The sequence below is a fragment of the Klebsiella sp. 141251 genome, from assembly GCF_050600725.1.
Classification (GTDB): Bacteria; Pseudomonadota; Gammaproteobacteria; order Enterobacterales; family Enterobacteriaceae; genus Klebsiella; species Klebsiella aerogenes.
On record NZ_JAQIRG010000009.1, the window covers coordinates 92,789 to 114,333 of the forward strand.

Here is a 21,545-nt window from a genome sequence, read left to right on the forward strand (position 1 = left end):
GAGGTTGATGTGCAGTTAACGAGTTTCACCGATTACGGATTACGCGCGCTGATTTACATGGCGTCGTTGCCGGATGACCGAATGACCAGTATTTCCGAGGTGACGGATGTCTATGGCGTTTCCCGTAATCATATGGTCAAAATAATCAATCAGTTAAGCCGTGTTGGCTATGTGACGGCCGTGCGGGGAAAGAATGGGGGGATTCGCCTTGGCAAGCCGGCTAAAATGATTCGCGTGGGTGATGTTGTGCGCGATCTGGAGCCGCTATCGCTGGTGAATTGCAGCAGCGAATTTTGCCACATTACTCCCGCTTGTCGCCTGAAACAGGCACTTGCCGAAGCCGCGCAAAGTTTCCTGAAGGAACTGGATAACTACACGCTGGCCGATTTGGTTGAAAAGAATCAACCGCTATATAAATTATTACTGGTGGAAGAAAAGCGCTGAATGATTTGCGCCGCAGCGTAAAGAGAACCCACAAAGCGGCGGCGTAAAACGCAGTCAGACTTTCATCGGAGATGACAACGGAGGAACCGATATGTCACAAGACCCATTCCAGGAACGCGAAGCTGAGAAGTACGCGAATCCCATCCCGAGCCGGGAATTTATCCTCGAACATTTAACCAAACGTGAAAAACCGGCCAGCCGTGACGAGCTGGCGATTGAGTTAAATATTGAGGGCGAAGAACAAACTGAAGCGCTGCGTCGCCGCCTGCGGGCAATGGAACGCGATGGCCAGCTGGTCTTCACTCGCCGTCAGTGCTATGCCCTGCCGGAACGTCTCGATTTAGTCAAAGGCGTCGTTATTGGCCACCGCGACGGCTACGGCTTTTTACGCGTCGAAGGGCGCAAAGACGACCTGTATCTTTCATCTGAGCAGATGAAAATGTGTATTCATGGCGACCAGGTGTTGGCCCAGCCGCTGGGCGCGGACCGTAAGGGCCGTCGCGAAGCGCGCATCGTTCGCGTGCTGGTGCCGAAAACCAGCCAGATCGTCGGCCGTTACTTCACCGATGCCGGCGTGGGCTTCGTGGTGCCGGACGACAGCCGTCTAAGCTTCGATATCCTGATCCCGCCTGAAGAGATCATGGGCGCCCGCATGGGTTACGTGGTGGTGGTCGAACTGACCCAGCGTCCAACCCGTCGTACCAAGGCGGTCGGCAAAATAGTTGAAGTGCTGGGCGACAACATGGGCACCGGCATGGCCGTTGATATGGCGCTGCGTACCCATGAGATCCCTTACGTCTGGCCGCCGGCGGTGGAAAAACAGGTCTCCGGCCTCAAAGAGCAGGTGCCGGAAGAGGCGAAAGCCGGGCGCGTTGATTTGCGCTCTCTACCGCTGGTTACTATTGACGGCGAAGATGCCCGCGACTTTGATGACGCGGTGTACTGCGAGAAAAAACGCGGCGGCGGCTGGCGTCTGTGGGTGGCTATCGCCGACGTGAGTTACTACGTGCGCCCCGGTACGCCGCTGGACGGCGAAGCGCGCAGCCGCGGGACGTCAGTCTACTTCCCTTCGCAGGTCGTACCGATGCTGCCGGAAGTGCTGTCCAACGGCCTGTGCTCGCTGAATCCACAGGTCGATCGCCTGTGTATGGTCTGCGAAATGACGATCTCGTCAAAAGGTCGCCTGACCGGCTTTAAATTCTATGAAGCGGTGATGAGCTCTCACGCCCGTCTGACCTACACCAAGGTTTGGCATATGCTGCAGGGCGATCAAGAGCTGCGCGAACACTACGCGCCGCTGGTGAAGCATATTGAAGAGCTGCATAACCTCTATAAGGTGCTGGATGGCGCCCGTGAAGAGCGCGGCGGTATCTCATTTGAAAGTGAAGAAGCTAAATTCATCTTCAACGCCGAGCGTCGTATCGAGCGTATCGAACAGACTCAGCGTAACGATGCGCACAAGCTGATCGAAGAGTGCATGATTCTGGCGAACATCTCCGCGGCGCGTTTCGTTGAGAAAGCGCAGGAGCCAGCGCTGTTCCGTATTCACGATAAGCCAAGCACCGAAGCGATTACCGCCTTCCGCACCGTGCTGGCGGAGCTGGGGCTGGAGCTGCCGGGCGGCAACAAACCGGAGCCGCGCGATTACGCCGAGCTGCTGACTTCCATCGCCGATCGCCCGGATGCGGAAATGCTGCAGACGATGCTGCTGCGTTCCATGAAGCAGGCGGTCTACGATCCGGAAAACCGCGGCCACTTCGGCCTTGCGCTGCAGTCATACGCGCACTTCACCTCGCCGATCCGTCGTTATCCTGACCTGTCGCTGCATCGCGCTATTAAGTATTTACTGGCGAAAGAGCAGGGACATAAAGGCAATAGCACTGAGACCGGCGGCTGGCACTACAGCATGGAAGAGATGCTGCAGTTGGGCGTGCACTGCTCGATGACCGAGCGCCGCGCCGATGAAGCAACGCGTGAAGTGTCAGACTGGCTGAAGTGCGACTTCATGCAGGATCAGGTGGGCAACACCTTCTCCGGCGTGATCGCCAGCGTCACCGGCTTTGGCTTCTTCGTCCGCCTGAACGATCTGTTTATCGATGGTCTGGTACATGTCTCCTCGTTGGATAATGACTACTATCGCTTCGACCAGGTCGGGCAGCGGCTGATCGGCGAGTCCGGCGGCCAGACATACCGCCTGGGCGACCGCGTGGAAGTGCGCGTCGAAGCGGTCAATATGGATGAGCGTAAGATTGATTTCAGCCTGATTTCCAGCGAACGCGGTCCGCGTAATGTTGGCAAAACCGCACGCGAAAAAGCGAAGAAGGGCGCGCCGGGTAAAAACGGCGGCGGCCGTCGTCGTCAGGTTGGCAAGCAGGTAAACTTCGAGCCGGATAGCGCCTTCCGTAAGGAAAAAGAGAAAGCTAAAGCCAAACCGAAAGGCGAAAAGAAAGCGAAAAAACCGTCGGCGAAAACGCAGAAAATCGCCGCGGCAACCAAAGCCAAGCGCGCGGCGAAAAAGAAGATCGCCGAGTGATTGACGTCCCTTCGCCCTGAAGTCTGCTGGCGCAGAACGGGGTGAAGGGAACGGATAACAGAACCTAAAACGAGTACATCAATGAGTGAAATGATTTACGGCATCCATGCGGTGCAGGCACTGCTGGAACGCGCCCCTGAGCGTTTTCAGGAAGTTTTTATTCTGAAAGGCCGTGAGGATAAGCGTCTGCTGCCGCTGATCCATGCCCTTGAAGCGCAGGGCGTGGTGATTCAGGTTGCCAGCCGCCAGTTCCTCGATGAGAAAAGCGAAGGCGCGGTGCATCAGGGCATCATTGCCCGCGTGAAGCCGGGACGTCAGTATCAGGAAAACGATCTGCCGGATCTGCTGGCGCAGTTCGATCAACCGTTCCTGCTGATCCTCGACGGCGTCACCGATCCGCACAACCTCGGCGCCTGCCTGCGTAGCGCCGACGCCGCAGGCGTGCATGCGGTGATCGTGCCGCGCGATCGTTCCGCTCAGCTCAACGCTACGGCGAAAAAAGTCGCCTGCGGCGCGGCGGAAAGCGTGCCGCTGATCCGCGTCACCAATCTGGCGCGTACTATGCGTCTGCTGCAGGAAGAAAACGTGTGGATCGTTGGTACCGCCGGCGAAGCCGACCATACGCTGTTCCAGAGCAAAATGACCGGCCCGATGGCGCTGGTGATGGGCGCGGAAGGCGAAGGTATGCGTCGCCTGACCCGCGAACATTGTGATGAACTGATCAGTATCCCGATGGCGGGTAGCGTCTCTTCGCTGAACGTCTCCGTCGCCACCGGTATCTGCCTGTTTGAAGCGGTGCGCCAGCGCAGCTAAGCCGCCGCGGGCGCGGTAGGTTAGTCGTCCAGCGCGCGCAGATGATCGTTCTTATTGAGCGTCATCAGCGCGGCAATACTGACGACGGCCGTCGCCATCACGTAGTACGCCGGAATATCCAGATTACCGGTCTGTTTAATCAGGCCGGTAATAATCAATCCGGCGCAGCCGGAAAACACGGCATTTGATAGCGAATAGGCTAACCCCAGCCCGGTATAACGCACCCTGGTAGGGAACATCTCCGCCAGCATCGCCGGCCCAGGCCCGGCCAGAATCCCCACCAGTCCACCCGCAATCAGCACCACGATACCTTTCACCAGCAGCGTGCTGCTTTCCGCCTGCAATATTTTCAGCAGCGGCAGCGCCAGTACCAGCAGCAATACCGCAGCCGCGACCATCACCCGCCGACGTCCCAACTTATCGCTGAGCATCCCGGCAGGCAAGATGGTGATGGCGAAGCCAATGTTGGAGATCACCGCAATCAGCAGCGCCTGATTAAAACCGGTGTGCAGCGCGGACTGAAGGTACGAGGGCATGATCACCAGGTAGGTATAACCCGCCGCCGACCATACCATCAGCCGGCCAATGCCGGTGAAAATCGCTTTGAGCGTCTGGCGCCAACTGGCGCGGGTTTCCGCAGGCGGCGTAGTCTGCTGCTGGCGTAAAAAGCCCGGCGTCTCTTCCATTTTAACGCGTAGCCATAGCGCAACGATGCCCATCGGTATGGCGAGGAAAAAGGGAATTCGCCAGCCCCAGTCATGCAGCGCTTCGGGGCTCAGTACGGCGGAAATCAGCGCGACCACGCCTGCGCCTGCCAGCAACCCTAATGCCACGGTAAAAGATTGCCATGCGCCATACAGACCGCGTTTACCTTTAGGGGCGAACTCGGTCATCAGCGATACCGCTCCTCCATACTCGCCGCCGGCAAACAACCCCTGCAGAATACGTAATCCGGTCAGCAGGAGTGGCGCCGCAATACCGATGCTGGCGTAAACCGGTACCAGCCCGATTGCCGTGGTGGCGAGCGTCATCAGTACCAACACGATAATCAGCGTCGGCTTGCGACCAATACGATCGCCGAGACGGCCAAAAACGATGGCGCCCAGCGGGCGAAAGAAGAACGCAATCGCGAAAGAGGCGTAAGTCAGAATCAGCCCGGTCAGCGGCGCTTCCCCGTTCAACTGGAAGAAGTTTTTTGCAATTACGGTCGCCAGAAAGCCATAGACCGCAAACTCGTACCATTCAATAAAGTTACCGATAGAACCGGCGATCAGCGCGCGTTTTTGCGCCGCTGATGTTGTGCTGGCGGTGTGCATAGGAAGCCCCGACTGATACAAAACAGTAACGAATGAATAAATTATTCCATACATTTTTCCTGAGGAAATTTTAAATTCTTATGCCTGTGATGGGCTTCACGAAGGCGTAGCGGTTTTTTTGTGACCGTCTATGCGGGCGACCATACTTACTGTCAGAGCCATTGACGGAGGGAGACATCATGCACTGGCAAACGCATACCGTATTCAATCAACCGACGCCGCTGTGTAACAGCAATCTGTTTTTGTCCGATACCGCGCTTTGTGAGGCGGTAGTGCGTGAAGGCGCCGGTTGGGATGGCGATCTGCTCGCCAGCATCGGCCAACAGTTGGGCACGGCGGAATCGCTGGAGCTGGGGCGACTGGCGAATAGCAACCCGCCAGAACTATTACGCTATGACGCCACCGGCGCCCGGCTGGATGACGTGCGGTTTCATCCCGCCTGGCATTTGCTGATGCAGGGACTGTGCGCCAACCGGGTGCATAATCTCGCCTGGCAGGAAGACGCCCGCGCGGGTTCATTTGTTGCCCGTACCGCCCGCTTTATGCTGCATGCCCAGGTGGAGGCGGGAACGTTATGCCCGATAACCATGACCTTCGCCGCAACGCCGCTGCTGCAGCGCGCGTTACCTGCTGTGTTCAGCGATTGGTTACCGCCATTACTCAGCGATCGCTATGACCCGCATCTCGCACCGGGCGATCAGAAGCGTGGGTTGCTGATTGGCATGGGAATGACCGAAAAACAGGGCGGTTCGGATGTGCTCAGCAATACCACCCGAGCGGAAAAAACGGCGGAAGGATTCTATCGGCTGGTGGGCCATAAATGGTTCTTCTCGGTGCCGCAGAGCGATGCGCATCTGGTATTAGGCCAGACGCCGGGCGGGCTCTCCTGCTTCTTTGTGCCGCGCTTTTTACCCGATGGCCAACGCAATGGCGTGCGCCTGGAGAGGCTGAAAGATAAATTAGGCAACCGCTCTAACGCCAGTAGCGAAGCCGAATTCTTTGACGCCTGCGGGTGGCTGATAGGCGAAGAGGGCGACGGCGTGCGGCAAATTCTCAAGATGGGCGCGCTGACCCGCTTCGACTGCGCGGCCGGCAGCCATGCCCTGATGCGCCGCGCATACTCGGTGGCGCTGTACCATGCGCTGCAGCGTCAGGCGTTCGGCAAGAATCTGGCCGATCAGCCGATGATGCGTCAGGTGCTGGGCCAGATGGCGCTGCGTCTTGAAGGACAAACCGCTTTTCTGTTCCGTCTGGCTCGCGCCTGGGATCGGCGCGACGATGCGCATGAAGTGCTATGGGCTCGTTTATTTACCCCGGCCGCCAAGTTTGCTATCTGTCGCGCCGGTATACCGTTTGTCGCCGAGGCGATGGAAGTGCTGGGCGGTATCGGTTATTGCGAAGAGAGCGAACTCCCGCGCTTATACCGTGAGATGCCGGTGAATAGTATCTGGGAAGGTTCCGGCAATATTATGTGCCTCGACGTAATGCGGGTGCTTGGCAAGCAGCCGGCGGCGTTAGAAATGCTGGCGGCGGAGTGTGCTGAGGTCAAGGGGCAGAACCGGCATTATGACCGCGCGTGGCGACAGCTTCAGCAACTCTTGCGGCGGCCGGTTGAGGCGCAGGGACGAGAAATAGCGCGTCTGGTGTATTGCCTGGGGGCGGGGGCGCAGATGCTGCGCTTTGCATCGCCGCCGCTGGCCCAGGCGTGGTGCCGGATGATGCTGGATCCGCGAGGAGGTATCCGCCTGGACGCTCAACTGCTGGACGATGCGCTGCTACGGGCGATGGGGCGCGGACGACAGCCGTCTCAGGCGTAGAGAATGGCCTGCACTCGCCAGCTATCCGGCTGCGGCTCTTCATACATCTGAACGATACGATACCAGGAAGCGCCCTGCTCATCGGCTTTTACGGCAATGGCATGCTCGACATCCTGCTGACTGCCGGAGATATTATTGACGGAAATCAGACCAATTTCGTTCAGGCCAGTGACGCAATCCGCACTGGCGAATTCGGCTGACTGAGCGGAAGTATTGGCCGTCGCGGTAGTCAGCAACAGGCTGGGTAAGGTCAGTGATCGTTTCATCGTCAGCTCCATTTCACGTAATCCCGAGGGCAGTCCGTTTGCTAACGTTCTGCCAAAAAGGCTGGCCGAACGTTATTATGCGCAGGAGAACGTGAATGGACGCAAAGCAGTGTAAAGCTGGTTAAAAACGCATCACACCGCTATTTTTGATACAGAATCGCTTGCGAATACCACTGGCCGGGAACCATGGTGTCATCGATCATAACGATGACGTAGTAATCCGCTTTTGCGGCTTCTGCTTTGGCTTTCAACGCGGTCTCGACATCCATCGGCGAACCGTACATCAGCACGCTGACGGTACCTATCTTTTGCAGGCCCTCAGTCTGATTGCGACGAATTTCCTGCGGATGATCGCTTGCCGGCGGCGGCGCCTCCGGCGTACCCTGCAGGACGCTACATCCGCTTAAGGCGAGAGCCAGTAACCACGGTGTAAACCTACGCATGACCATATCTCGTTTCCTGATAGTGATAGTGTAGTGGTAGCCTGAACATCATTTCTGGGGAATGTTCCCGAATTGTTATCTATCGCGCGATTTTCGAATGAAAATGTTATGAAAGCGTAACCGAGCTCTCAACATTATAAATCGTGCTCAACGCAAAGCTTTGACGAATGTTTTGGTGCGAGACGCCGTGCCACTATAAAGAAGGAGACGATAGTTGATTACACTCGAAATGCGCAATCTGGCAGGCGGTGAAGCGATCCATGCCTGTCCGGCTGGGATGGCGGATAAGCCTCTGCCGGTTATCGTCTTCTATCACGGTTTTACCTCTTCCAGGCTGGTCTACAGCTACTTCGCCGTCGCGCTGGCCGAAGCCGGGTTCCGGGTGATTATGCCGGATGCCGCCGAACATGGCGCGCGTTTTCGCGGCGACGAGGAGGGGCGAATGCAGCGTTTTTGGCCGATCCTGCGACAGAATTTTCTTGAATTTCCCGCCCTGCGAGACGCGATTATCGCAGAGGGATGGCTTGAAGATGAACGGCTGGCGGTGGCCGGCGCATCAATGGGCGGCATGACTGCGCTCGGTATCATGACCCATCATCCGGAGCTAAAATGCGTGGCCTGCCTGATGGGCTCAGGCTATTTCAGCAGCCTCGCGCAGACGCTGTTTCCGTCGCCCGGATTCGATACGGCAAGCCTGGCGGAGTGGGACGTGACTCATCAGTTAGCGGCGCTAGCCGACAAGCCGCTGCTGCTGTGGCACGGCGACGCAGACGACGTGGTTCCGCCCGGCGACACATTTCGCCTGCAGCAGGCGTTAACGCAGAGCGGCCTGGCAACTAACCTGACCTGCCAGTGGCAAAAGGGCGTACGCCACCGCATTACCCCGGAAGCGCTGGACGCGACCACCGCCTTTTTCCGGCAGCATCTTTAAACGCGGATAACCTGCACGCCCTGATCCTCAAGCTGCTTGAGGATCGTTTCATCGGCCTGCTTGCCGGTGATAACCAGGTCGATTTGGCTGGCCTGGCTGAACAGCATCCCGGCGCGTTCGCCGACTTTGCTGCTATCGACCAGTACCGCCAGTTTGCCAACGACGTTAAGCATTTTCTGCTCGGCCATCGCGGTCAACATATCGGTTTTATACAATCCCTCGGCGGTTAACCCTTTGCCGCTGGTGAACATCCAGTGCCCGGCATACAGGCTGTTTTCGCTACCCTGCGGGCTGAGGGTGATGAAGTGGCTGTGGTTATATTGCCCCCCCATAATGATCACGCTGTCATGCTCCTGGTCAATCAGATAGTTGGCCAGCGGCAGGTAGTTGGTAATGATCTGCACCGGTTTGCCGCATAATTCACGGCCAAGCAGGAAGGCGGTGGAGCCGCAGTTGATAACGATGCTTTCGCCCGGAGAAACCAGTTGCGAGGCGGCGCGGGCAATCCGCACTTTCTCATCGTGGTTTTGCGCCTGATGAATGTTCATTGGCGACCAACGTGGGCGCTGTTCGCTGATGGCTTCCGCGCCATTACGGACCTTTTTCAGCTTGCCGTTTTCATCCAGCTTATTGATATCGCGTCTTGCCGTCGCCGGAGAGATGCCGAGGCGGGAGATTACCTGTTCAACGGTGACAAATCCCGTTTGCGCCAGCAAATCCAGTAAAATTTGATGTCTTTGCGCTTCAGTCATGAGCGAATCCGATTAAAAGTGACAAGCAAAGATGATATTTGAAATTAACGCTAAATACTAATGTGGAAAGGGAATTCCGGCGGGCGCGCCCGCCGGAATAGGATTACAAAAAGGATTTGAACGGCAGGTCTGGCTCAATGGTAAAGCAGTCATCGAATCCGCGTGGGTAGTGGTATTCGAAATTGTCTTTATCCAGCGGCCAGGTAAATTTACCGCCGACCTGCCAGATAAACGGCTTGAAGCCGTATTTCAGACGATCCTTTTTCATCTCCCACAGTACGCGGATCTCCTGTGGGTCGGCCTGGAAGTTGGACCAGATATCATGGTGGAACGGAATGACCACTTTGGCATTTAGCGATTCCGCCATGCGCAGGATATCGGCGCTGGTCATTTTGTCGGTGATACCGCGCGGGTTTTCCCCATAGGAACCGAGGGCGACGTCAATCTGATGCTCGTTACCGTGCTTTGCATAGTAGTTGGAATAGTGTGAGTCGCCGCTGTGGTACAGGTTGCCGCCCGGCGTTTTGAACAGATAGTTGACCGCGCGCTGGTCCATGCCGTCCGGCAGCACGCCGGCGGCTTTTTGATCGGCTGGCAGGGTAATGAGCGCAGTACGATCGAATGCGTCGAGCGCGTGGATCTCAATGTCTTTGATCTTCACCACATCGCCCGGCTTCATGACGATGCAGCGTTCTGCCGGCACGCCCCAGCCAATCCACAGATCAACGCAGGTTTTTGGTCCGATAAACGGCACATCGGCGGCGCAGTTTTGCATCACCGCGGCGGCGACGTTAACGTCGATATGATCGTTGTGATCGTGCGTCGCCAGCACGGCGTCAATTTGGCGGATGGCGAAAGGATCGAGCACGAATGGCGTAGTGCGCAGGTTCGGCTGTAGTTTTTTCACCCCGGCCATGCGCTGCATCTGGTGGCCGGTTTTCATCAGCGGATTACCGTGGCTCTGCTTACCGGTACCGCACCAAAAATCGACGCAAATATTAGCGCCGCCTTCCGATTTTAGCCAAATGCCGGTGCATCCCAGCCACCACATGGCAAAGGTGCCCGGCGCAACCTGCTCTTGTTCGATCTCTTCATTCAGCCAGCTACCCCATTCCGGGAAAGTGCTCAAAATCCAGGATTCACGGGTGATGGTTTGCACTTTACTCATCGATCTCTTCCTCTTTTATTTCAAAAGTAATCAATTGGTGATTTGTTTTGATTGATACTGGCACTGTTTTTTCAGGAATGCAATCGACTATTTTCAAGAAAAAGCGGTGAGAGCGTTGCGCTAACGCGCTGATAAACCCTGAATTTAATATCAAGCATGTATGTATATTGTTGATATTAGTGGTTTGTTTGGTTATGTCGTGACGTAGTGGAAAATACACGCACAAAAAATATGATTATTTGCGTGATGCGTCACATTTAATCAAATTCAATCTTGTTGTGATTGTTTTTGATTATTAGAGTGAGGGAGACGACAACTGCTGAGCGTCATGCGCGTTCAAAGCCTTCCTCTTCTGGAGTGTGTTATGGAGATCCTCTACAACATCTTTACCGTCTTCTTTAATCAGGTAATGACTAATGCCCCGCTGCTGCTGGGTATCGTGACCTGCCTTGGCTATATCTTGTTGCGTAAAAGCGTCAGCGTGATTATCAAAGGCACGATCAAAACCATCATTGGTTTCATGCTGTTACAAGCCGGCTCCGGCATTCTTACCAGCACCTTTAAGCCGGTGGTGGCGAAAATGTCAGAGGTCTATGGCATCAATGGCGCGATTTCCGATACCTACGCCTCAATGATGGCGACCATCGACCGGATGGGCGAGGCCTATAGCTGGGTGGGGTATGCGGTGCTGTTGGCCCTGGCGCTAAATATCTGTTACGTCCTGCTGCGCCGCATTACCGGCATCCGCACTATCATGCTGACTGGCCATATCATGTTTCAGCAGGCGGGGCTGATTGCGGTCTCTTTCTTCATCTTCGGCTACTCCATGTGGACGACCATTATCTGCACCGCGGTGCTGGTCTCCCTGTACTGGGGTATCACCTCCAACATGATGTTTAAGCCGACTCAACTGGTTACCGACGGCTGCGGCTTCTCTATCGGTCACCAACAGCAGTTTGCCTCGTGGATTGCCTATAAAGTGGCGCCGTATCTGGGGAAAAAAGAGGAGAGCGTCGAAGACCTCAAGCTGCCGGGCTGGCTCAATATTTTCCACGACAACATCGTCTCTACCGCGATTGTGATGACCATTTTCTTTGGCGCCATTCTGCTCTCCTTTGGCATCGATGTTGTACAGGCGATGGCGGGCAAAACCCACTGGACGGTCTATATCCTGCAGACCGGTTTCTCCTTCGCCGTGGCCATTTTCATCATTACCCAGGGCGTGCGTATGTTCGTCGCCGAGCTGTCCGAAGCCTTCAACGGTATCTCACAGCGCCTGATCCCCGGCGCCGTGCTGGCGATCGACTGCGCCGCTATCTATAGCTTCGCGCCGAATGCCGTGGTCTGGGGCTTTATGTGGGGCACCATCGGCCAACTGATTGCCGTTGGTATTCTCGTGGGCGTTGGCTCCTCCATTCTGATCATCCCGGGCTTTATCCCAATGTTCTTCTCTAACGCGACGATTGGCGTCTTTGCTAATCACTTCGGCGGCTGGCGCGCGGCGCTCAAGATCTGTCTGGTGATGGGCATGATTGAAATCTTCGGCTGCGTGTGGGCGGTGAAGTTGACCGGAATGAGCGCCTGGATGGGCATGGCGGATTGGTCAATCCTGGCGCCGCCGATGATGCAGGGTTTCGCCTCGATAGGGCTGGCGTTTATGGCCGTCATTATTCTGATTTCACTGGCTTATATGTTCTTCGCCGGCCGCGCGCTGCGCGCCGAGGAAGACGCGGAAAAACAACTGGCAGAAGCCTCTGCTCAATAAGGAGTTCTGATTATGACCGTACGTATTCTGGCTGTGTGTGGCAACGGGCAAGGTAGTTCCATGATCATGAAAATGAAGGTGGACCAGTTCCTGACGCAATCAAACATCGACCACACGGTGAACAGCTGCGCGGTAGGTGAGTATAAAAGCGAGCTAAACGGCGCGGATATCATTATTGCCTCGACCCACATCGCCGGCGAAATCACCGTCACTGGCAATAAATACGTGGTTGGCGTGCGCAATATGCTGTCCCCTGCGGATTTCGGCCCAAAACTGCTTGAAGTGATCAAAGCCCACTTCCCGCAGGATGTGAAATAAGGAGCCGCCATGAAACTTCATGATTCTCTGGCGCAGAACCACTCCATACGCTTGCAGGCGGAGGCGGAAAGCTGGCAGGAGGCGGTGAAAATCGGCGTCGATCTGCTGGTGGCCGCCGACGTAGTGGAACCGCGTTACTACCAGGCGATCCTCGATGGCGTCGCGCAGCATGGTCCCTATTTTGTTATCGCGCCGGGGCTGGCGATGCCGCACGGCCGTCCGGAAGAGGGGGTTAAGAAAACCGGCTTTGCGCTGGTAACCCTCAAAAAACCGCTGATTTTCAATCACGAAGATAACGACCCGGTCGACATTCTGATCACCATGGCGGCAGTTGACGCCACCACCCACCAGGAGGTGGGCATCATGCAGATCGTTAACCTGTTTGATGATGAAGCCAATTTCGACCGTTTACGCGCCTGCCGCACCGAGCAGGAAGTGCTGGATTTAATTGAAAACGCCACTGCGGCGGCTGTTTAAGAGGGAGTTGATACGATGTCTCAGTTACCAATGTTGCAGGTTGCGCTGGATAACCAAACCCTGTCTCACGCCTATGAGACCACCCGCCTGATCGCCGAAGAGGTGGATATCATTGAAGTGGGCACGATTCTCTGCGTCGGCGAAGGGGTGCGCGCGGTGCGCGATCTGAAAGCGCTGTACCCGCATAAAATCGTACTGGCGGATGCTAAAATCGCCGATGCCGGAAAAATCCTGTCGCGGATGTGCTTTGAAGCCAACGCCGACTGGGTGACCGTGATCTGCTGCGCCGATATCAACACCGCCAAGGGGGCGCTGGATGTCGCCAAAGAGTTCAACGGCGACGTGCAAATTGAACTGACCGGCTTCTGGACCTGGGAGCAGGCGCAGGCGTGGCGCGATGCGGGTATTCAGCAGGTGGTCTATCACCGCAGCCGCGACGCGCAGGCCGCGGGCGTGGCGTGGAGCGAGGCGGATATCAGTGCGATTAAGCGTCTTTCCGATATGGGCTTCAAAGTCACCGTGACCGGCGGATTGGCGCTGGAAGACCTGCCGCTGTTCGCCGGTATTCCTATTCACGTCTTTATTGCCGGTCGCAGCATCCGCGATGCCGCCTCGCCGGTGGAAGCGGCTCGCCAGTTTAAACGCTCTATCGCCCAGCTGTGGGGTTAAGGAGCGGCTATGTTGTCGAAACACATTCCGCTCGGTATCTATGAAAAAGCGCTCCCCGCCGGGGAGTGCTGGCTGGAGCGGTTACAGCTGGCGAAAACGCTGGGTTTTGATTTTGTTGAAATGTCGCTTGATGAAACCGATACCCGCCTTGCGCGGCTGGACTGGAGCCAGGAGCAGCGCCTGGCGCTGGTCAAGGCGGTAGCCGAAACCGGCGTCCGGGTGCCATCGATGTGCCTCAGCGCCCATCGTCGTTTTCCGCTCGGCAGCGAAGATGACGCGGTGCGTAATCAGGGGCTGGAAATTATGCGTAAAGCCATCCAGCTGGCGCAGGATGTGGGGATTCGGGTGATCCAGCTGGCGGGCTACGACGTTTATTATCAGCAGGCGAACGATGAAACGCGCCGCCGTTTTCGCGAGGGCCTGAAAGAGAGCGTCGAGATGGCCAGCCGGGCCCAGGTGACGCTGGCGATGGAGATCATGGACTATCCGCTGATGAACTCGATCAGCAAGGCGCTGGGTTATGCCCACTACCTGAATAATCCATGGTTTCAGCTTTATCCGGACATTGGCAATTTGTCGGCGTGGGATAACGACGTACAGATGGAGCTGCAGGCCGGTATGGGGCATATCGTGGCGGTGCACGTCAAAGATACGAAGCCCGGCGTCTTTAAAAACGTACCGTTCGGTGAAGGCGTCGTCGATTTTGAACGTTGCTTCGAAACGCTCAAGCAGACGGGCTACTGCGGCCCGTATCTGATTGAGATGTGGAGTGAAACCACCGATGACCCGGCGGCGGAAGTCGCAAAGGCTCGCGACTGGGTGAAAGCACGGATGGCGCGCGCGGGCCTGACGGAGGCGGCATAATGCAGCAACTTAAACAGCAGGTATTTGCAGCTAATATGGATCTGCCGCGTTACGGGCTGGTGACCTTTACCTGGGGCAACGTCAGCGCAATCGACCGGCAGCGTGGGCTGGTGGTGATCAAGCCCAGCGGCGTAGCCTACGAGTCAATGACCGTCGATGATATGGTGGTGGTCGATTTGCAGGGCAACGTGGTGGAAGGGCGCTGGCGTCCCTCTTCCGATACCGCGACCCATCTTGCGCTCTATCGTCGCTATTCCGGCCTCGGCGGGGTGGTGCATACCCACTCGACGCACGCTACCGCCTGGGCGCAGGCGGGGCTGGCAATCCCGGCGCTAGGCACCACCCACGCGGACTACTTCTTCGGCGATATCCCCTGTACCCGGGCGCTCAGCGCACAGGAGGTGGAAGAGGCCTATGAGCTGAACACCGGAAAGGTGATTATCGAAACGCTGGGCGAGGCCAACCCGTTACATACGCCAGGGATTGTGGTCTATCAGCATGGGCCGTTCTCCTGGGGGAAAGATGCCCATGAGGCGGTGCACAATGCGGTGGTGATGGAAGAAGTGGCGCGAATGGCGTGGATCGCCCGCGGCATTAATCCGCAGCTACAGCCCATCGACAGTTGGCTAATGGAGAAACATTTTCTGCGTAAACACGGGCCTGACGCCTACTACGGGCAGAAGTAAGCTACGCGCTCCGGGGCTTTCACCTCAGGGTGAAGCAACTGGTCTGGCCCCGGAGCCGTTTTTAACCCTGACGATAGGCCGATGGCATACAGCGCATGCCGATGAGCGTGACCACGCAAATCATCGCGCCGGCGTAAAACGTCGATGCGGCGCCGAAGGTTTCCCACAGTACTCCTGCGCCGGTACTGGCCAGCAGCAGCGCCAGGCCGCTCATCAGGTTAAACATGCCGAATGCCGTACCGCGTAGTTCCGGCGGCGCGGTATGCGCAACCATCGCCGCCAGTAGCCCCTGCGTCATCCCCATATGAATCCCCCACAGCGCGACGCCGATCAGCAGCGTGCTCCAGTGGCCGCTGACCGCCAGCACGATATCGGCGAGGATCAGCACCAGCAGCCCCCATTGCAGCAGTTTGCTGTGGCTCATGCTGTCAGAGAGCTTACCGAACGGGTAAGCCGTGAGGCTGTAGACCAGGTTCATCGCGACCATGACCAGCGGAATAGTAAACAGCGGGATCTCCATCTGCTGGGCGCGCAGTACCAAAAAGGCTTCGCTGAAGCGGGCGAGGGTGAAAATGCTGCCAATCGCGACCACCCACCAGTAGGCGGCGGAGAGCTTTTTCAGATTTTCGCGCTTCAGCGGATTGCTACGTTTGTGTGCGATGGCGGATTTCGGCTCCTGCAGGCCAAAGCCCAGTAGAGCAATGGATAGTACGGCGGGAATGACCGCCACCCAGAAGATAGCGTGAAAATCGTTATGCCATATAAACATCAGCAGCACCGCCAGCAGCGGGCCGAGGAAGGCGCCGACGGTATCCAGTGCCTGGCGTAGCCCGTAGGCCGCGCCACGGATCTCCGGCGGCGTTACGTCGGCGACCAGCGCATCGCGCGGCGCTCCGCGGATGCCTTTTCCGACGCGGTCGATCATGCGGGCGCTAAATACCACCCCGGCGCTCGGCGCGAGGGCAAACAGCGGTTTACTCAGCGCCCCCAGCCCGTAGCCAAGCAGCGCCAGCCCTTTGCGTTTGCCCACGTAGTCGCTAATGACGCCGGAGAAGACTTTGAGAATTAAGGCGGTGGCTTCGGCCAGCCCTTCGATAAGACCGATAATAATGACGCTGGCGCCGAGCGTGGTGGCCATAAACAACGGGAGCAGGCTGTGGATCATCTCTGACGAGACATCCATTAGCAGGCTGACGCCGCCGAGCACCCAAACTCCTTTCGGGATACGACCTAAGGTCGCGAAACGCGGGACCATCAATCACTCCTGATTATCAAACGGTGAATTGATGATTAAATCAGGTTGCGATGACGCTGGTAAGTCAGTTGGGAAAATAATTCTCAATTGCGTTTACATCGGTTATTCGCTTCGCCCCTCGTGAGGAGAGGCGAAGCATCGACCTGGGCTAGCGGTAAATAGCGGCGCTGGCATGAATAAGGCCATTGCTCTGCGGTTCGTGAATCAGGATTGGCTGGAAGTACTTCGCTCCCAGGGCATCGCTTTCCTGGTTCAGGGCCTGTTCGGCCTCTTGTTCGCTAGCCATATTATGATTGATATAAATTACGCCCAGACTCTGCACATCGTCCATGTTGCGAGCCTGACGCCCATCGATTTTGATGGCTGCCAGCGCGTTGGCGCTAAGGAGTAGCGCAGCCATTACGGCGATGATAATGCTTTTCATAGAACGCTCCTTACTGACAGTACGGGTAAAACGCTGGACTCCTCTTGCTGGTGTCTGGCTATTGATTAAATTGTAATCGCTGGCGTGCCGCCTGATAGCGACCTTTTCTGATGCAGTTGTTCAAAAAAATGCCGCGTTCCTTATTGGTTAATTTTAAATCACCCACTTAGCCCAGCTTGGCGCTTAGTGCGAATTATTTGTACAAATGCGCTTGTGTTTCTGGGGGGGCGCAATTAGAATGACGCGTCAATTTTTCAGCCGCCCTTTAACACGTTCCTTGCCTCCATGGGCCGCGGCTGACCCAGACAGGAGGCTGAATAATCCGTAAGGAGCAATTCGATGCGTCATTACGAAATCGTTTTTATGGTCCATCCTGACCAGAGCGAACAGGTTCCGGGCATGATCGAACGTTACACTGGTGCAATCACTGCAGCAGAAGGTACGATCCACCGTCTGGAAGACTGGGGCCGCCGTCAGCTGGCTTATCCGATCAACAAACTGCACAAAGCTCACTACGTTCTGCTGAACGTTGAAGCGCCGCAGGAAGCGATCGATGAGCTGGAAACTAACTTCCGCTTCAACGACGCCGTTATCCGCAGCATGGTAATGCGTACTAAGCACGCTGTTACCGAAGCATCTCCGATGGTTAAAGCGAAAGACGAGCGCCGTGAGCGTCGTGAAGATTTCGCTAACGAAACCGCAGATGATTCTGAAGCTGGGGATTCTGAAGAGTAATCCTGATGACCAACCGTCTGGTGTTGTCCGGCACCGTGTGCAGGATGCCCCTTCGAAAGGTCAGCCCGTCAGGAATTCCTCATTGCCAGTTCGTGCTTGAGCATCGTTCTGTGCAGGAGGAAGCCGGTTTTCACCGGCAGGCGTGGTGCCAAATGCCCGTTATTATTAGCGGACACGAGAACCAGGCCATTACTCACAGTATAACGGTCGGTAGCGCAGTCACCGTTCAAGGGTTCATTAGTTGCCATAAGGCAAAGAACGGCTTGAGTAAAATGGTTCTGCATGCCGAGCAGATTGAATTGATAGATTCTGGAGACTAGCCATATGGCACGTTATTTCCGTCGTCGCAAGTTCTGCCGTTTCACCGCGGAAGGCGTTCAAGAGATCGACTATAAAGATATCGCTACGCTGAAAAACTACATCACCGAAAGCGGTAAGATTGTCCCAAGCCGTATCACCGGTACCCGTGCAAAATATCAGCGTCAGCTGGCTCGCGCTATCAAACGCGCACGCTACCTGTCCCTGCTGCCGTACACTGATCGTCATCAGTAATCGGTCACGGTCCATTAATACGACTTTGAGAGGATAAGGTAATGCAAGTTATTCTGCTTGATAAAGTAGCAAACCTGGGTAGCCTGGGTGATCAGGTAAACGTTAAAGCGGGCTATGCTCGTAACTTCCTGGTACCACAGGGTAAAGCTGTTCCAGCTACCAAGAAAAACGTTGAGTTCTTCGAAGCGCGCCGCGCTGAACTGGAAGCCAAACTGGCTGACGTTCTGGCCGCTGCTAACGCACGTGCTGAAGCAATCAACGCACTGGGCACCGTTACCATCGCGTCCAAATCTGGCGACGAAGGTAAACTGTTCGGTTCCATCGGTACTCGCGACATCGCTGACGCTGTTTCTGCAGCTGGCGTTGCCGTTGCGAAGAGCGAAGTTCGCCTGCCGAACGGCGTTCTGCGCACCACCGGTGAGCACGAAGTAGACTTCCAGGTTCACAGCGAAGTCTTCGCTAAACTGGTTGTTAACGTTGTAGCTGAGTAATTTTTTACTCAACTCACGTCGATGCGCCGGCCTTGTGCCGGCGTTTTGCTTTTTAGCGCCTGCCTGATTTTTATCTGGTATGGTAGCTATTCTCGCCGCTTTCTGGATAATAAAATAAAACACGATTTTATTTCCGGTAAAGTTAATGGACGCTTCCTCTCCAACCCCTTCGATTTTTGCCAATAAAAAAGTAGCTTATGTCTGCGCGACGCTATGCTGTCTGCTGTGGGGCAGTTCTTATCCCGCGATAAAAAACGGCTATGAGCTTCTGCACATCGCCACCGATGATGTTCCCTCAAAAATTGTTTTTGCCGGATATCGCTTTCTGTTTGCGGGCTTATTGTTGCTGCTGTTTGCGCTGGCGCAGCGCAAACCCATCGCCCGGCTCAATGGCCGCCAGTGCGGGCAGCTGGCGATGCTGGGGCTAACGCAGACCGCTATCCAGTACGCCTTCTTCTACGTCGGCCTGGCGTTCACCACCGGAGTGAAGGGATCGATCATGAATGCCACCGGGACGTTCTTCAGCGTTCTGCTGGCGCATTTTATCTATCAGAATGACCGGCTCAGCTACAACAAAACTATCGGCTGCGTGCTTGGCTTCGTCGGCGTGATGTTGGTGAACTTCAACGCCTCATTGGGCGATTTTAATTTTGTCTGGCAGGGCGATGGCTTTGTCGTGCTGGCGGCGTTCATCCTCTCGGCGGCGACGCTCTACGGCAAGCGCATCTCGCAAACCGTCGACCCGACGGTGATGACCGGCTGGCAGCTGGCCTTCGGCGGTCTGGTGCTGGTGGCGGGCGGGTATCTGACCGGCGGGGAGCTACGGATGCACAGCCTGACCGCAGCGATGATCCTTGGCTATTTAACTTTGCTGTCGTCGATAGCTTTTGCGCTATGGAGCGTGCTGCTCAAGCACAATCGCGTCAGTATGATTGCGCCGTTTAACTTTGTTATCCCGGTGGCCGGGACGGTGCTGTCAGCGATCTTTCTTGGCGAGAATATCTTTGAGTGGAAGTACGCGATCGCGCTGGTCCTGGTGTGTGTAGGGATCCGCTGGGTGAACAAAAGCCAGGCGCGTTAGGCCGGGCGTACAACCCGGCCTAAGCGAAGCGTTTATCGCGCACGCACGAAGCTGCCGTTCGACTGGCGGGTGAACAGCACCTGCTGGCCGTTGCCGGTATCAATAGTGAGGCCGGTGACGACGCCGTTGGCGTTCTGGCGAATTTGCACCGTCTGTCCACTCTGCAAGGTGCTTAATGGTTTGCCGGCGCCTTCGACCTGCGCCATGGCGTAGACGTCAGTGGCTGGCAGACCGTGGTCGCGGAACAGTTGCGCCAGCGTTTTGCCCGATTCAATCCGGTAGGTGCGCCACTGCTGTTCAATACCCGGCGCAGACTGCTGCTGCGCCGGTTGTTGATACGGCTGAGAAGAGGAAGACGTTTGCGGCTGGTCAGGCTGTTCATCCTGAATGGCTTCAGGCGCCACAGGCGCAACCTGATCGGCATCGCTGACCGTCGGCGTATTGGTGATTGGCGGAAGCGGCACGGCCTGATTACCCGAACCTTGCGGCTGAGACTGGGACTGCAAATCGAGACTGGCTTCACGGCTTGCCTGGGTCGGCGTGCTGTTATCGCCGGAGGGGAGCAGGAAACCAATAATCACCAGCAGGAAGCCGGCGATGATGCCGCGGCGATGCATGGGCGGTAGCGGATCCATGAGACGAAGTTGATCCGGGGCGTGCCAGATCTTCGCCAGGGTAGATGTCAGTTCAAAGCGCCCGGGCATGGCTTTCCTCCTGCTCCGCATATTTTTATCCTGCTTATGAGTATAGACGGCTAACGTCCTGAAGGTAGAGGTTAACCTGATATCGCCTATTGTTTCTGTTTCGCTGAGATTTGTCATCATCCGCCGACAAAGTTTTACCCATTCCTCTATGGCTGTTATGCTTTCGAACGCTTTTCTCAAGATGTTTATCACCCAAAAAAGGAACAAAGATGGCAACCCCGACTTTTGACACTATCGAAGCGCAGGCAAGTTACGGTATCGGCTTGCAGGTTGGACAACAACTGAGCGAATCCGGCCTGCAGGGGCTGCTGCCGGAAGCGCTGGTTGCCGGCATTGCCGATGCGCTGGAAGGCAATCAGCCGCAGGTGCCGGTTGAAGCCGTACACCGCGCGCTGCGTGAAATCCATGAACGCGCTGACGCCGTGCGTCGCGAGCGCTTCCAGGCGATGGCCGCCGATGGCCAGAAATACCTCGATGAAAACCGTGAAAAAGAAGGCGTGAACAGCACTGAATCCGGTCTGCAGTTCCGCGTACTGACGCAGGGCGAAGGCCCGATCCCGGCGCGCACCGACCGCGTACGCGTTCACTACACCGGTAAGCTTATCGACGGTACCGTGTTCGATAGCTCCGTAGCCCGCGGCGAACCGGCTGAATTCCCGGTGACCGGCGTGATCGGTGGCTGGATCGAAGCGCTGACCCTGATGCCGGTAGGTTCCAAATGGGAACTGACCATTCCGCACAACCTGGCTTACGGCGAGCGCGGCGCGGGCGCTTCTATCCCGCCATTCAGCACTCTTATCTTTGAAGTTGAGCTGCTGGACATTATTTAAGCACCAGGGGGCTTCCTCTCCCGCAGAGGGGAGGAAGCCAATAAAAATAGTGCAAAATCCTTAAGTTATAAATTTATTGGAATTTTATATTGCATATAAGTTTGTTGAGTGTATTTTTGTGAGCTGTTTCGCGTTACATTGGTGATATAACACTCACTTTAAACATAAAATTAACATTATATCTAAATCATAGTATTCATCCCTCCGATTC

The 21,545-nt window shown here is 56.1% G+C and carries 25 protein-coding genes; 17 read left to right on the plus strand and 8 right to left on the minus strand.

The features are described from left to right. Positions 1 to 9: 9 nt before the first annotated feature. The 3 genes from nsrR (at position 10) to rlmB (ending at position 3,790) form a co-directional block, all read left to right on the plus strand. Complete coding sequence (gene nsrR, locus PGR09_RS19505; protein WP_045379682.1) at positions 10 to 444, plus strand: nitric oxide-sensing transcriptional repressor NsrR; 435 nt, start codon at positions 10 to 12, stop codon at positions 442 to 444. A 91-nt stretch (positions 445 to 535) separates the two neighbouring features. Beyond that, entirely contained in the window at positions 536 to 2,977 is a 2,442-nt protein-coding gene (gene rnr, locus PGR09_RS19510) for a ribonuclease R (protein ID WP_430916436.1), read from the plus strand. Between the two features lie 81 nt (positions 2,978 to 3,058). Continuing rightward, entirely contained in the window at positions 3,059 to 3,790 is a 732-nt protein-coding gene (gene rlmB / locus PGR09_RS19515) for a 23S rRNA (guanosine(2251)-2'-O)-methyltransferase RlmB (protein WP_015704174.1), read from the plus strand. A 20-nt stretch (positions 3,791 to 3,810) separates the two neighbouring features. Here the strand turns inward: rlmB and PGR09_RS19520 are convergent, their stop codons facing one another. Beyond that, complete coding sequence (locus tag PGR09_RS19520) at positions 3,811 to 5,106, minus strand: MFS transporter (protein WP_045396880.1); 1,296 nt, start codon at positions 5,104 to 5,106, stop codon at positions 3,811 to 3,813. A gap of 179 nt (positions 5,107 to 5,285) precedes the next feature. Between PGR09_RS19520 and PGR09_RS19525 the strand changes: the two genes are divergently transcribed. Next, complete coding sequence (locus PGR09_RS19525; protein WP_045396883.1) at positions 5,286 to 6,923, plus strand: isovaleryl-CoA dehydrogenase; 1,638 nt, start codon at positions 5,286 to 5,288, stop codon at positions 6,921 to 6,923. Here PGR09_RS19525 and yjfN read toward each other — a convergent pair. Then, the gene (yjfN, locus tag PGR09_RS19530; RefSeq protein ID WP_020079815.1) at positions 6,914 to 7,189 is read right to left on the minus strand and encodes a DUF1471 family protease activator YjfN; all 276 of its coding nucleotides are present in this window, start codon (positions 7,187 to 7,189) and stop codon (positions 6,914 to 6,916) included. The two genes, PGR09_RS19525 and yjfN, sit on opposite strands and share 10 nt — an antisense overlap. 140 nt (positions 7,190 to 7,329) lie before the next feature. After that, positions 7,330 to 7,638 carry a biofilm peroxide resistance protein BsmA gene (gene bsmA / locus PGR09_RS19535; protein ID WP_047046278.1) on the minus strand — a complete coding sequence of 103 codons (309 nt, stop codon included), beginning with the start codon at positions 7,636 to 7,638 and terminating at the stop codon, positions 7,330 to 7,332. Between the two features lie 208 nt (positions 7,639 to 7,846). Between bsmA and yjfP the strand changes: the two genes are divergently transcribed. Next, a complete protein-coding gene (gene yjfP, locus PGR09_RS19540) occupies positions 7,847 to 8,563 on the plus strand; it encodes an esterase (protein WP_047046276.1) in 717 nt (238 codons plus the stop codon). Here the strand turns inward: yjfP and ulaR are convergent. Together ulaR and ulaG are read right to left on the minus strand one after the other, a co-directional pair. Beyond that, positions 8,560 to 9,315, minus strand: a complete 756-nt coding sequence (ulaR, locus tag PGR09_RS19545; protein WP_015368619.1) for an HTH-type transcriptional regulator UlaR — start codon at positions 9,313 to 9,315, stop codon at positions 8,560 to 8,562. The genes yjfP and ulaR overlap by 4 nt on opposite strands. A 103-nt stretch (positions 9,316 to 9,418) precedes the next feature. Then, positions 9,419 to 10,483 carry an L-ascorbate 6-phosphate lactonase gene (gene ulaG, locus PGR09_RS19550; protein WP_045396887.1) on the minus strand — a complete coding sequence of 355 codons (1,065 nt, stop codon included), beginning with the start codon at positions 10,481 to 10,483 and terminating at the stop codon, positions 9,419 to 9,421. Between the two features lie 364 nt (positions 10,484 to 10,847). Here ulaG and ulaA point away from each other — a divergent pair, with 364 nt between their 5' ends. From ulaA to PGR09_RS19580, 6 genes are read left to right on the plus strand one after another with little or no spacing between them, the layout of a single operon-like run. After that, positions 10,848 to 12,248 (plus strand): PTS ascorbate transporter subunit IIC, encoded by a 1,401-nt coding sequence (ulaA, locus tag PGR09_RS19555; RefSeq protein ID WP_015368616.1) that lies wholly within the window; start codon positions 10,848 to 10,850, stop codon positions 12,246 to 12,248. Between the two features lie 12 nt (positions 12,249 to 12,260). Beyond that, positions 12,261 to 12,566: a PTS ascorbate transporter subunit IIB gene (ulaB, locus tag PGR09_RS19560; protein WP_001577590.1), complete on the plus strand. Its 306-nt coding sequence runs from the start codon at positions 12,261 to 12,263 to the stop codon at positions 12,564 to 12,566. Between the two features lie 9 nt (positions 12,567 to 12,575). Continuing rightward, entirely contained in the window at positions 12,576 to 13,043 is a 468-nt protein-coding gene (gene ulaC / locus PGR09_RS19565) for a PTS ascorbate transporter subunit IIA (protein ID WP_015368614.1), read from the plus strand. Between the two features lie 15 nt (positions 13,044 to 13,058). Next, on the plus strand, positions 13,059 to 13,712 hold the full coding sequence (ulaD, locus tag PGR09_RS19570; RefSeq protein WP_015368613.1) for a 3-keto-L-gulonate-6-phosphate decarboxylase UlaD: 654 nt from the start codon (positions 13,059 to 13,061) through the stop codon (positions 13,710 to 13,712). 9 nt (positions 13,713 to 13,721) lie between these two features. Then, a complete protein-coding gene (locus PGR09_RS19575) occupies positions 13,722 to 14,576 on the plus strand; it encodes an L-ribulose-5-phosphate 3-epimerase (RefSeq protein WP_430916437.1) in 855 nt (284 codons plus the stop codon). Then, a complete protein-coding gene (locus PGR09_RS19580; protein ID WP_015704178.1) occupies positions 14,576 to 15,262 on the plus strand; it encodes an L-ribulose-5-phosphate 4-epimerase in 687 nt (228 codons plus the stop codon). Before PGR09_RS19575 ends, PGR09_RS19580 begins: the two co-directional genes overlap by 1 nt. Before the next feature lie 61 nt (positions 15,263 to 15,323). Here PGR09_RS19580 and PGR09_RS19585 read toward each other — a convergent pair whose 3' ends face one another. Further along, positions 15,324 to 16,517, minus strand: a complete 1,194-nt coding sequence (locus PGR09_RS19585; protein ID WP_213797771.1) for an MFS transporter — start codon at positions 16,515 to 16,517, stop codon at positions 15,324 to 15,326. 148 nt (positions 16,518 to 16,665) lie between these two features. Next, positions 16,666 to 16,941 carry a DUF1471 domain-containing protein gene (locus PGR09_RS19590; RefSeq protein WP_045396896.1) on the minus strand — a complete coding sequence of 92 codons (276 nt, stop codon included), beginning with the start codon at positions 16,939 to 16,941 and terminating at the stop codon, positions 16,666 to 16,668. Between the two features lie 339 nt (positions 16,942 to 17,280). Between PGR09_RS19590 and rpsF the strand changes: the two genes are divergently transcribed. From rpsF to PGR09_RS19615, 5 genes are all read left to right on the plus strand, one after another. After that, a complete protein-coding gene (rpsF, locus tag PGR09_RS19595) occupies positions 17,281 to 17,676 on the plus strand; it encodes a 30S ribosomal protein S6 (RefSeq protein ID WP_004098001.1) in 396 nt (131 codons plus the stop codon). Between the two features lie 5 nt (positions 17,677 to 17,681). Next, positions 17,682 to 17,996, plus strand: coding sequence for a primosomal replication protein N (priB, locus tag PGR09_RS19600; RefSeq protein ID WP_015704181.1), 315 nt, complete (start codon positions 17,682 to 17,684; stop codon positions 17,994 to 17,996). A gap of 4 nt (positions 17,997 to 18,000) precedes the next feature. Further along, a complete protein-coding gene (gene rpsR, locus PGR09_RS19605) occupies positions 18,001 to 18,228 on the plus strand; it encodes a 30S ribosomal protein S18 (RefSeq protein WP_000135199.1) in 228 nt (75 codons plus the stop codon). A gap of 41 nt (positions 18,229 to 18,269) precedes the next feature. Then, positions 18,270 to 18,719, plus strand: coding sequence for a 50S ribosomal protein L9 (gene rplI, locus PGR09_RS19610; RefSeq protein WP_015368607.1), 450 nt, complete (start codon positions 18,270 to 18,272; stop codon positions 18,717 to 18,719). Between the two features lie 145 nt (positions 18,720 to 18,864). Next, complete coding sequence (locus PGR09_RS19615) at positions 18,865 to 19,800, plus strand: DMT family transporter (RefSeq protein WP_047046271.1); 936 nt, start codon at positions 18,865 to 18,867, stop codon at positions 19,798 to 19,800. Positions 19,801 to 19,832: 32 nt separating this feature from the next. Here PGR09_RS19615 and PGR09_RS19620 read toward each other — a convergent pair whose 3' ends face one another. Further along, entirely contained in the window at positions 19,833 to 20,504 is a 672-nt protein-coding gene (locus tag PGR09_RS19620) for a LysM-like peptidoglycan-binding domain-containing protein (RefSeq protein WP_047046269.1), read from the minus strand. A gap of 209 nt (positions 20,505 to 20,713) precedes the next feature. Here PGR09_RS19620 and fklB point away from each other — a divergent pair, with 209 nt between their 5' ends. Next, the gene (fklB, locus tag PGR09_RS19625) at positions 20,714 to 21,334 is read left to right on the plus strand and encodes an FKBP-type peptidyl-prolyl cis-trans isomerase (RefSeq protein ID WP_002886687.1); all 621 of its coding nucleotides are present in this window, start codon (positions 20,714 to 20,716) and stop codon (positions 21,332 to 21,334) included. Positions 21,335 to 21,545 lie beyond the last annotated feature (211 nt).

Excerpts from the sequence above, each read along its gene's own strand:
- rnr (WP_430916436.1), top strand. The coding sequence starts at position 536 with ATGTCACAAGACCCATTCCAGGAACGCGAAGCTGAGAAGTACGCGAAT.
- rlmB (WP_015704174.1), top strand. The coding sequence starts at position 3,059 with ATGAGTGAAATGATTTACGGCATCCATGCGGTGCAGGCACTGCTGGAA.
- PGR09_RS19520 (WP_045396880.1), bottom strand. The coding sequence starts at position 5,106 with ATGCACACCGCCAGCACAACATCAGCGGCGCAAAAACGCGCGCTGATC.
- PGR09_RS19525 (WP_045396883.1), top strand. The coding sequence starts at position 5,286 with ATGCACTGGCAAACGCATACCGTATTCAATCAACCGACGCCGCTGTGT.
- yjfN (WP_020079815.1), bottom strand. The coding sequence starts at position 7,189 with ATGAAACGATCACTGACCTTACCCAGCCTGTTGCTGACTACCGCGACG.
- bsmA (WP_047046278.1), bottom strand. The coding sequence starts at position 7,638 with ATGGTCATGCGTAGGTTTACACCGTGGTTACTGGCTCTCGCCTTAAGC.
- ulaR (WP_015368619.1), bottom strand. The coding sequence starts at position 9,315 with ATGACTGAAGCGCAAAGACATCAAATTTTACTGGATTTGCTGGCGCAA.
- ulaG (WP_045396887.1), bottom strand. The coding sequence starts at position 10,483 with ATGAGTAAAGTGCAAACCATCACCCGTGAATCCTGGATTTTGAGCACT.
- ulaA (WP_015368616.1), top strand. The coding sequence starts at position 10,848 with ATGGAGATCCTCTACAACATCTTTACCGTCTTCTTTAATCAGGTAATG.
- ulaB (WP_001577590.1), top strand. The coding sequence starts at position 12,261 with ATGACCGTACGTATTCTGGCTGTGTGTGGCAACGGGCAAGGTAGTTCC.
- ulaC (WP_015368614.1), top strand. The coding sequence starts at position 12,576 with ATGAAACTTCATGATTCTCTGGCGCAGAACCACTCCATACGCTTGCAG.
- ulaD (WP_015368613.1), top strand. The coding sequence starts at position 13,059 with ATGTCTCAGTTACCAATGTTGCAGGTTGCGCTGGATAACCAAACCCTG.
- PGR09_RS19575 (WP_430916437.1), top strand. The coding sequence starts at position 13,722 with ATGTTGTCGAAACACATTCCGCTCGGTATCTATGAAAAAGCGCTCCCC.
- PGR09_RS19580 (WP_015704178.1), top strand. The coding sequence starts at position 14,576 with ATGCAGCAACTTAAACAGCAGGTATTTGCAGCTAATATGGATCTGCCG.
- PGR09_RS19585 (WP_213797771.1), bottom strand. The coding sequence starts at position 16,517 with ATGGTCCCGCGTTTCGCGACCTTAGGTCGTATCCCGAAAGGAGTTTGG.
- PGR09_RS19590 (WP_045396896.1), bottom strand. The coding sequence starts at position 16,941 with ATGAAAAGCATTATCATCGCCGTAATGGCTGCGCTACTCCTTAGCGCC.
- rpsF (WP_004098001.1), top strand. The coding sequence starts at position 17,281 with ATGCGTCATTACGAAATCGTTTTTATGGTCCATCCTGACCAGAGCGAA.
- priB (WP_015704181.1), top strand. The coding sequence starts at position 17,682 with ATGACCAACCGTCTGGTGTTGTCCGGCACCGTGTGCAGGATGCCCCTT.
- rpsR (WP_000135199.1), top strand. The coding sequence starts at position 18,001 with ATGGCACGTTATTTCCGTCGTCGCAAGTTCTGCCGTTTCACCGCGGAA.
- rplI (WP_015368607.1), top strand. The coding sequence starts at position 18,270 with ATGCAAGTTATTCTGCTTGATAAAGTAGCAAACCTGGGTAGCCTGGGT.
- PGR09_RS19615 (WP_047046271.1), top strand. The coding sequence starts at position 18,865 with ATGGACGCTTCCTCTCCAACCCCTTCGATTTTTGCCAATAAAAAAGTA.
- PGR09_RS19620 (WP_047046269.1), bottom strand. The coding sequence starts at position 20,504 with ATGCCCGGGCGCTTTGAACTGACATCTACCCTGGCGAAGATCTGGCAC.
- fklB (WP_002886687.1), top strand. The coding sequence starts at position 20,714 with ATGGCAACCCCGACTTTTGACACTATCGAAGCGCAGGCAAGTTACGGT.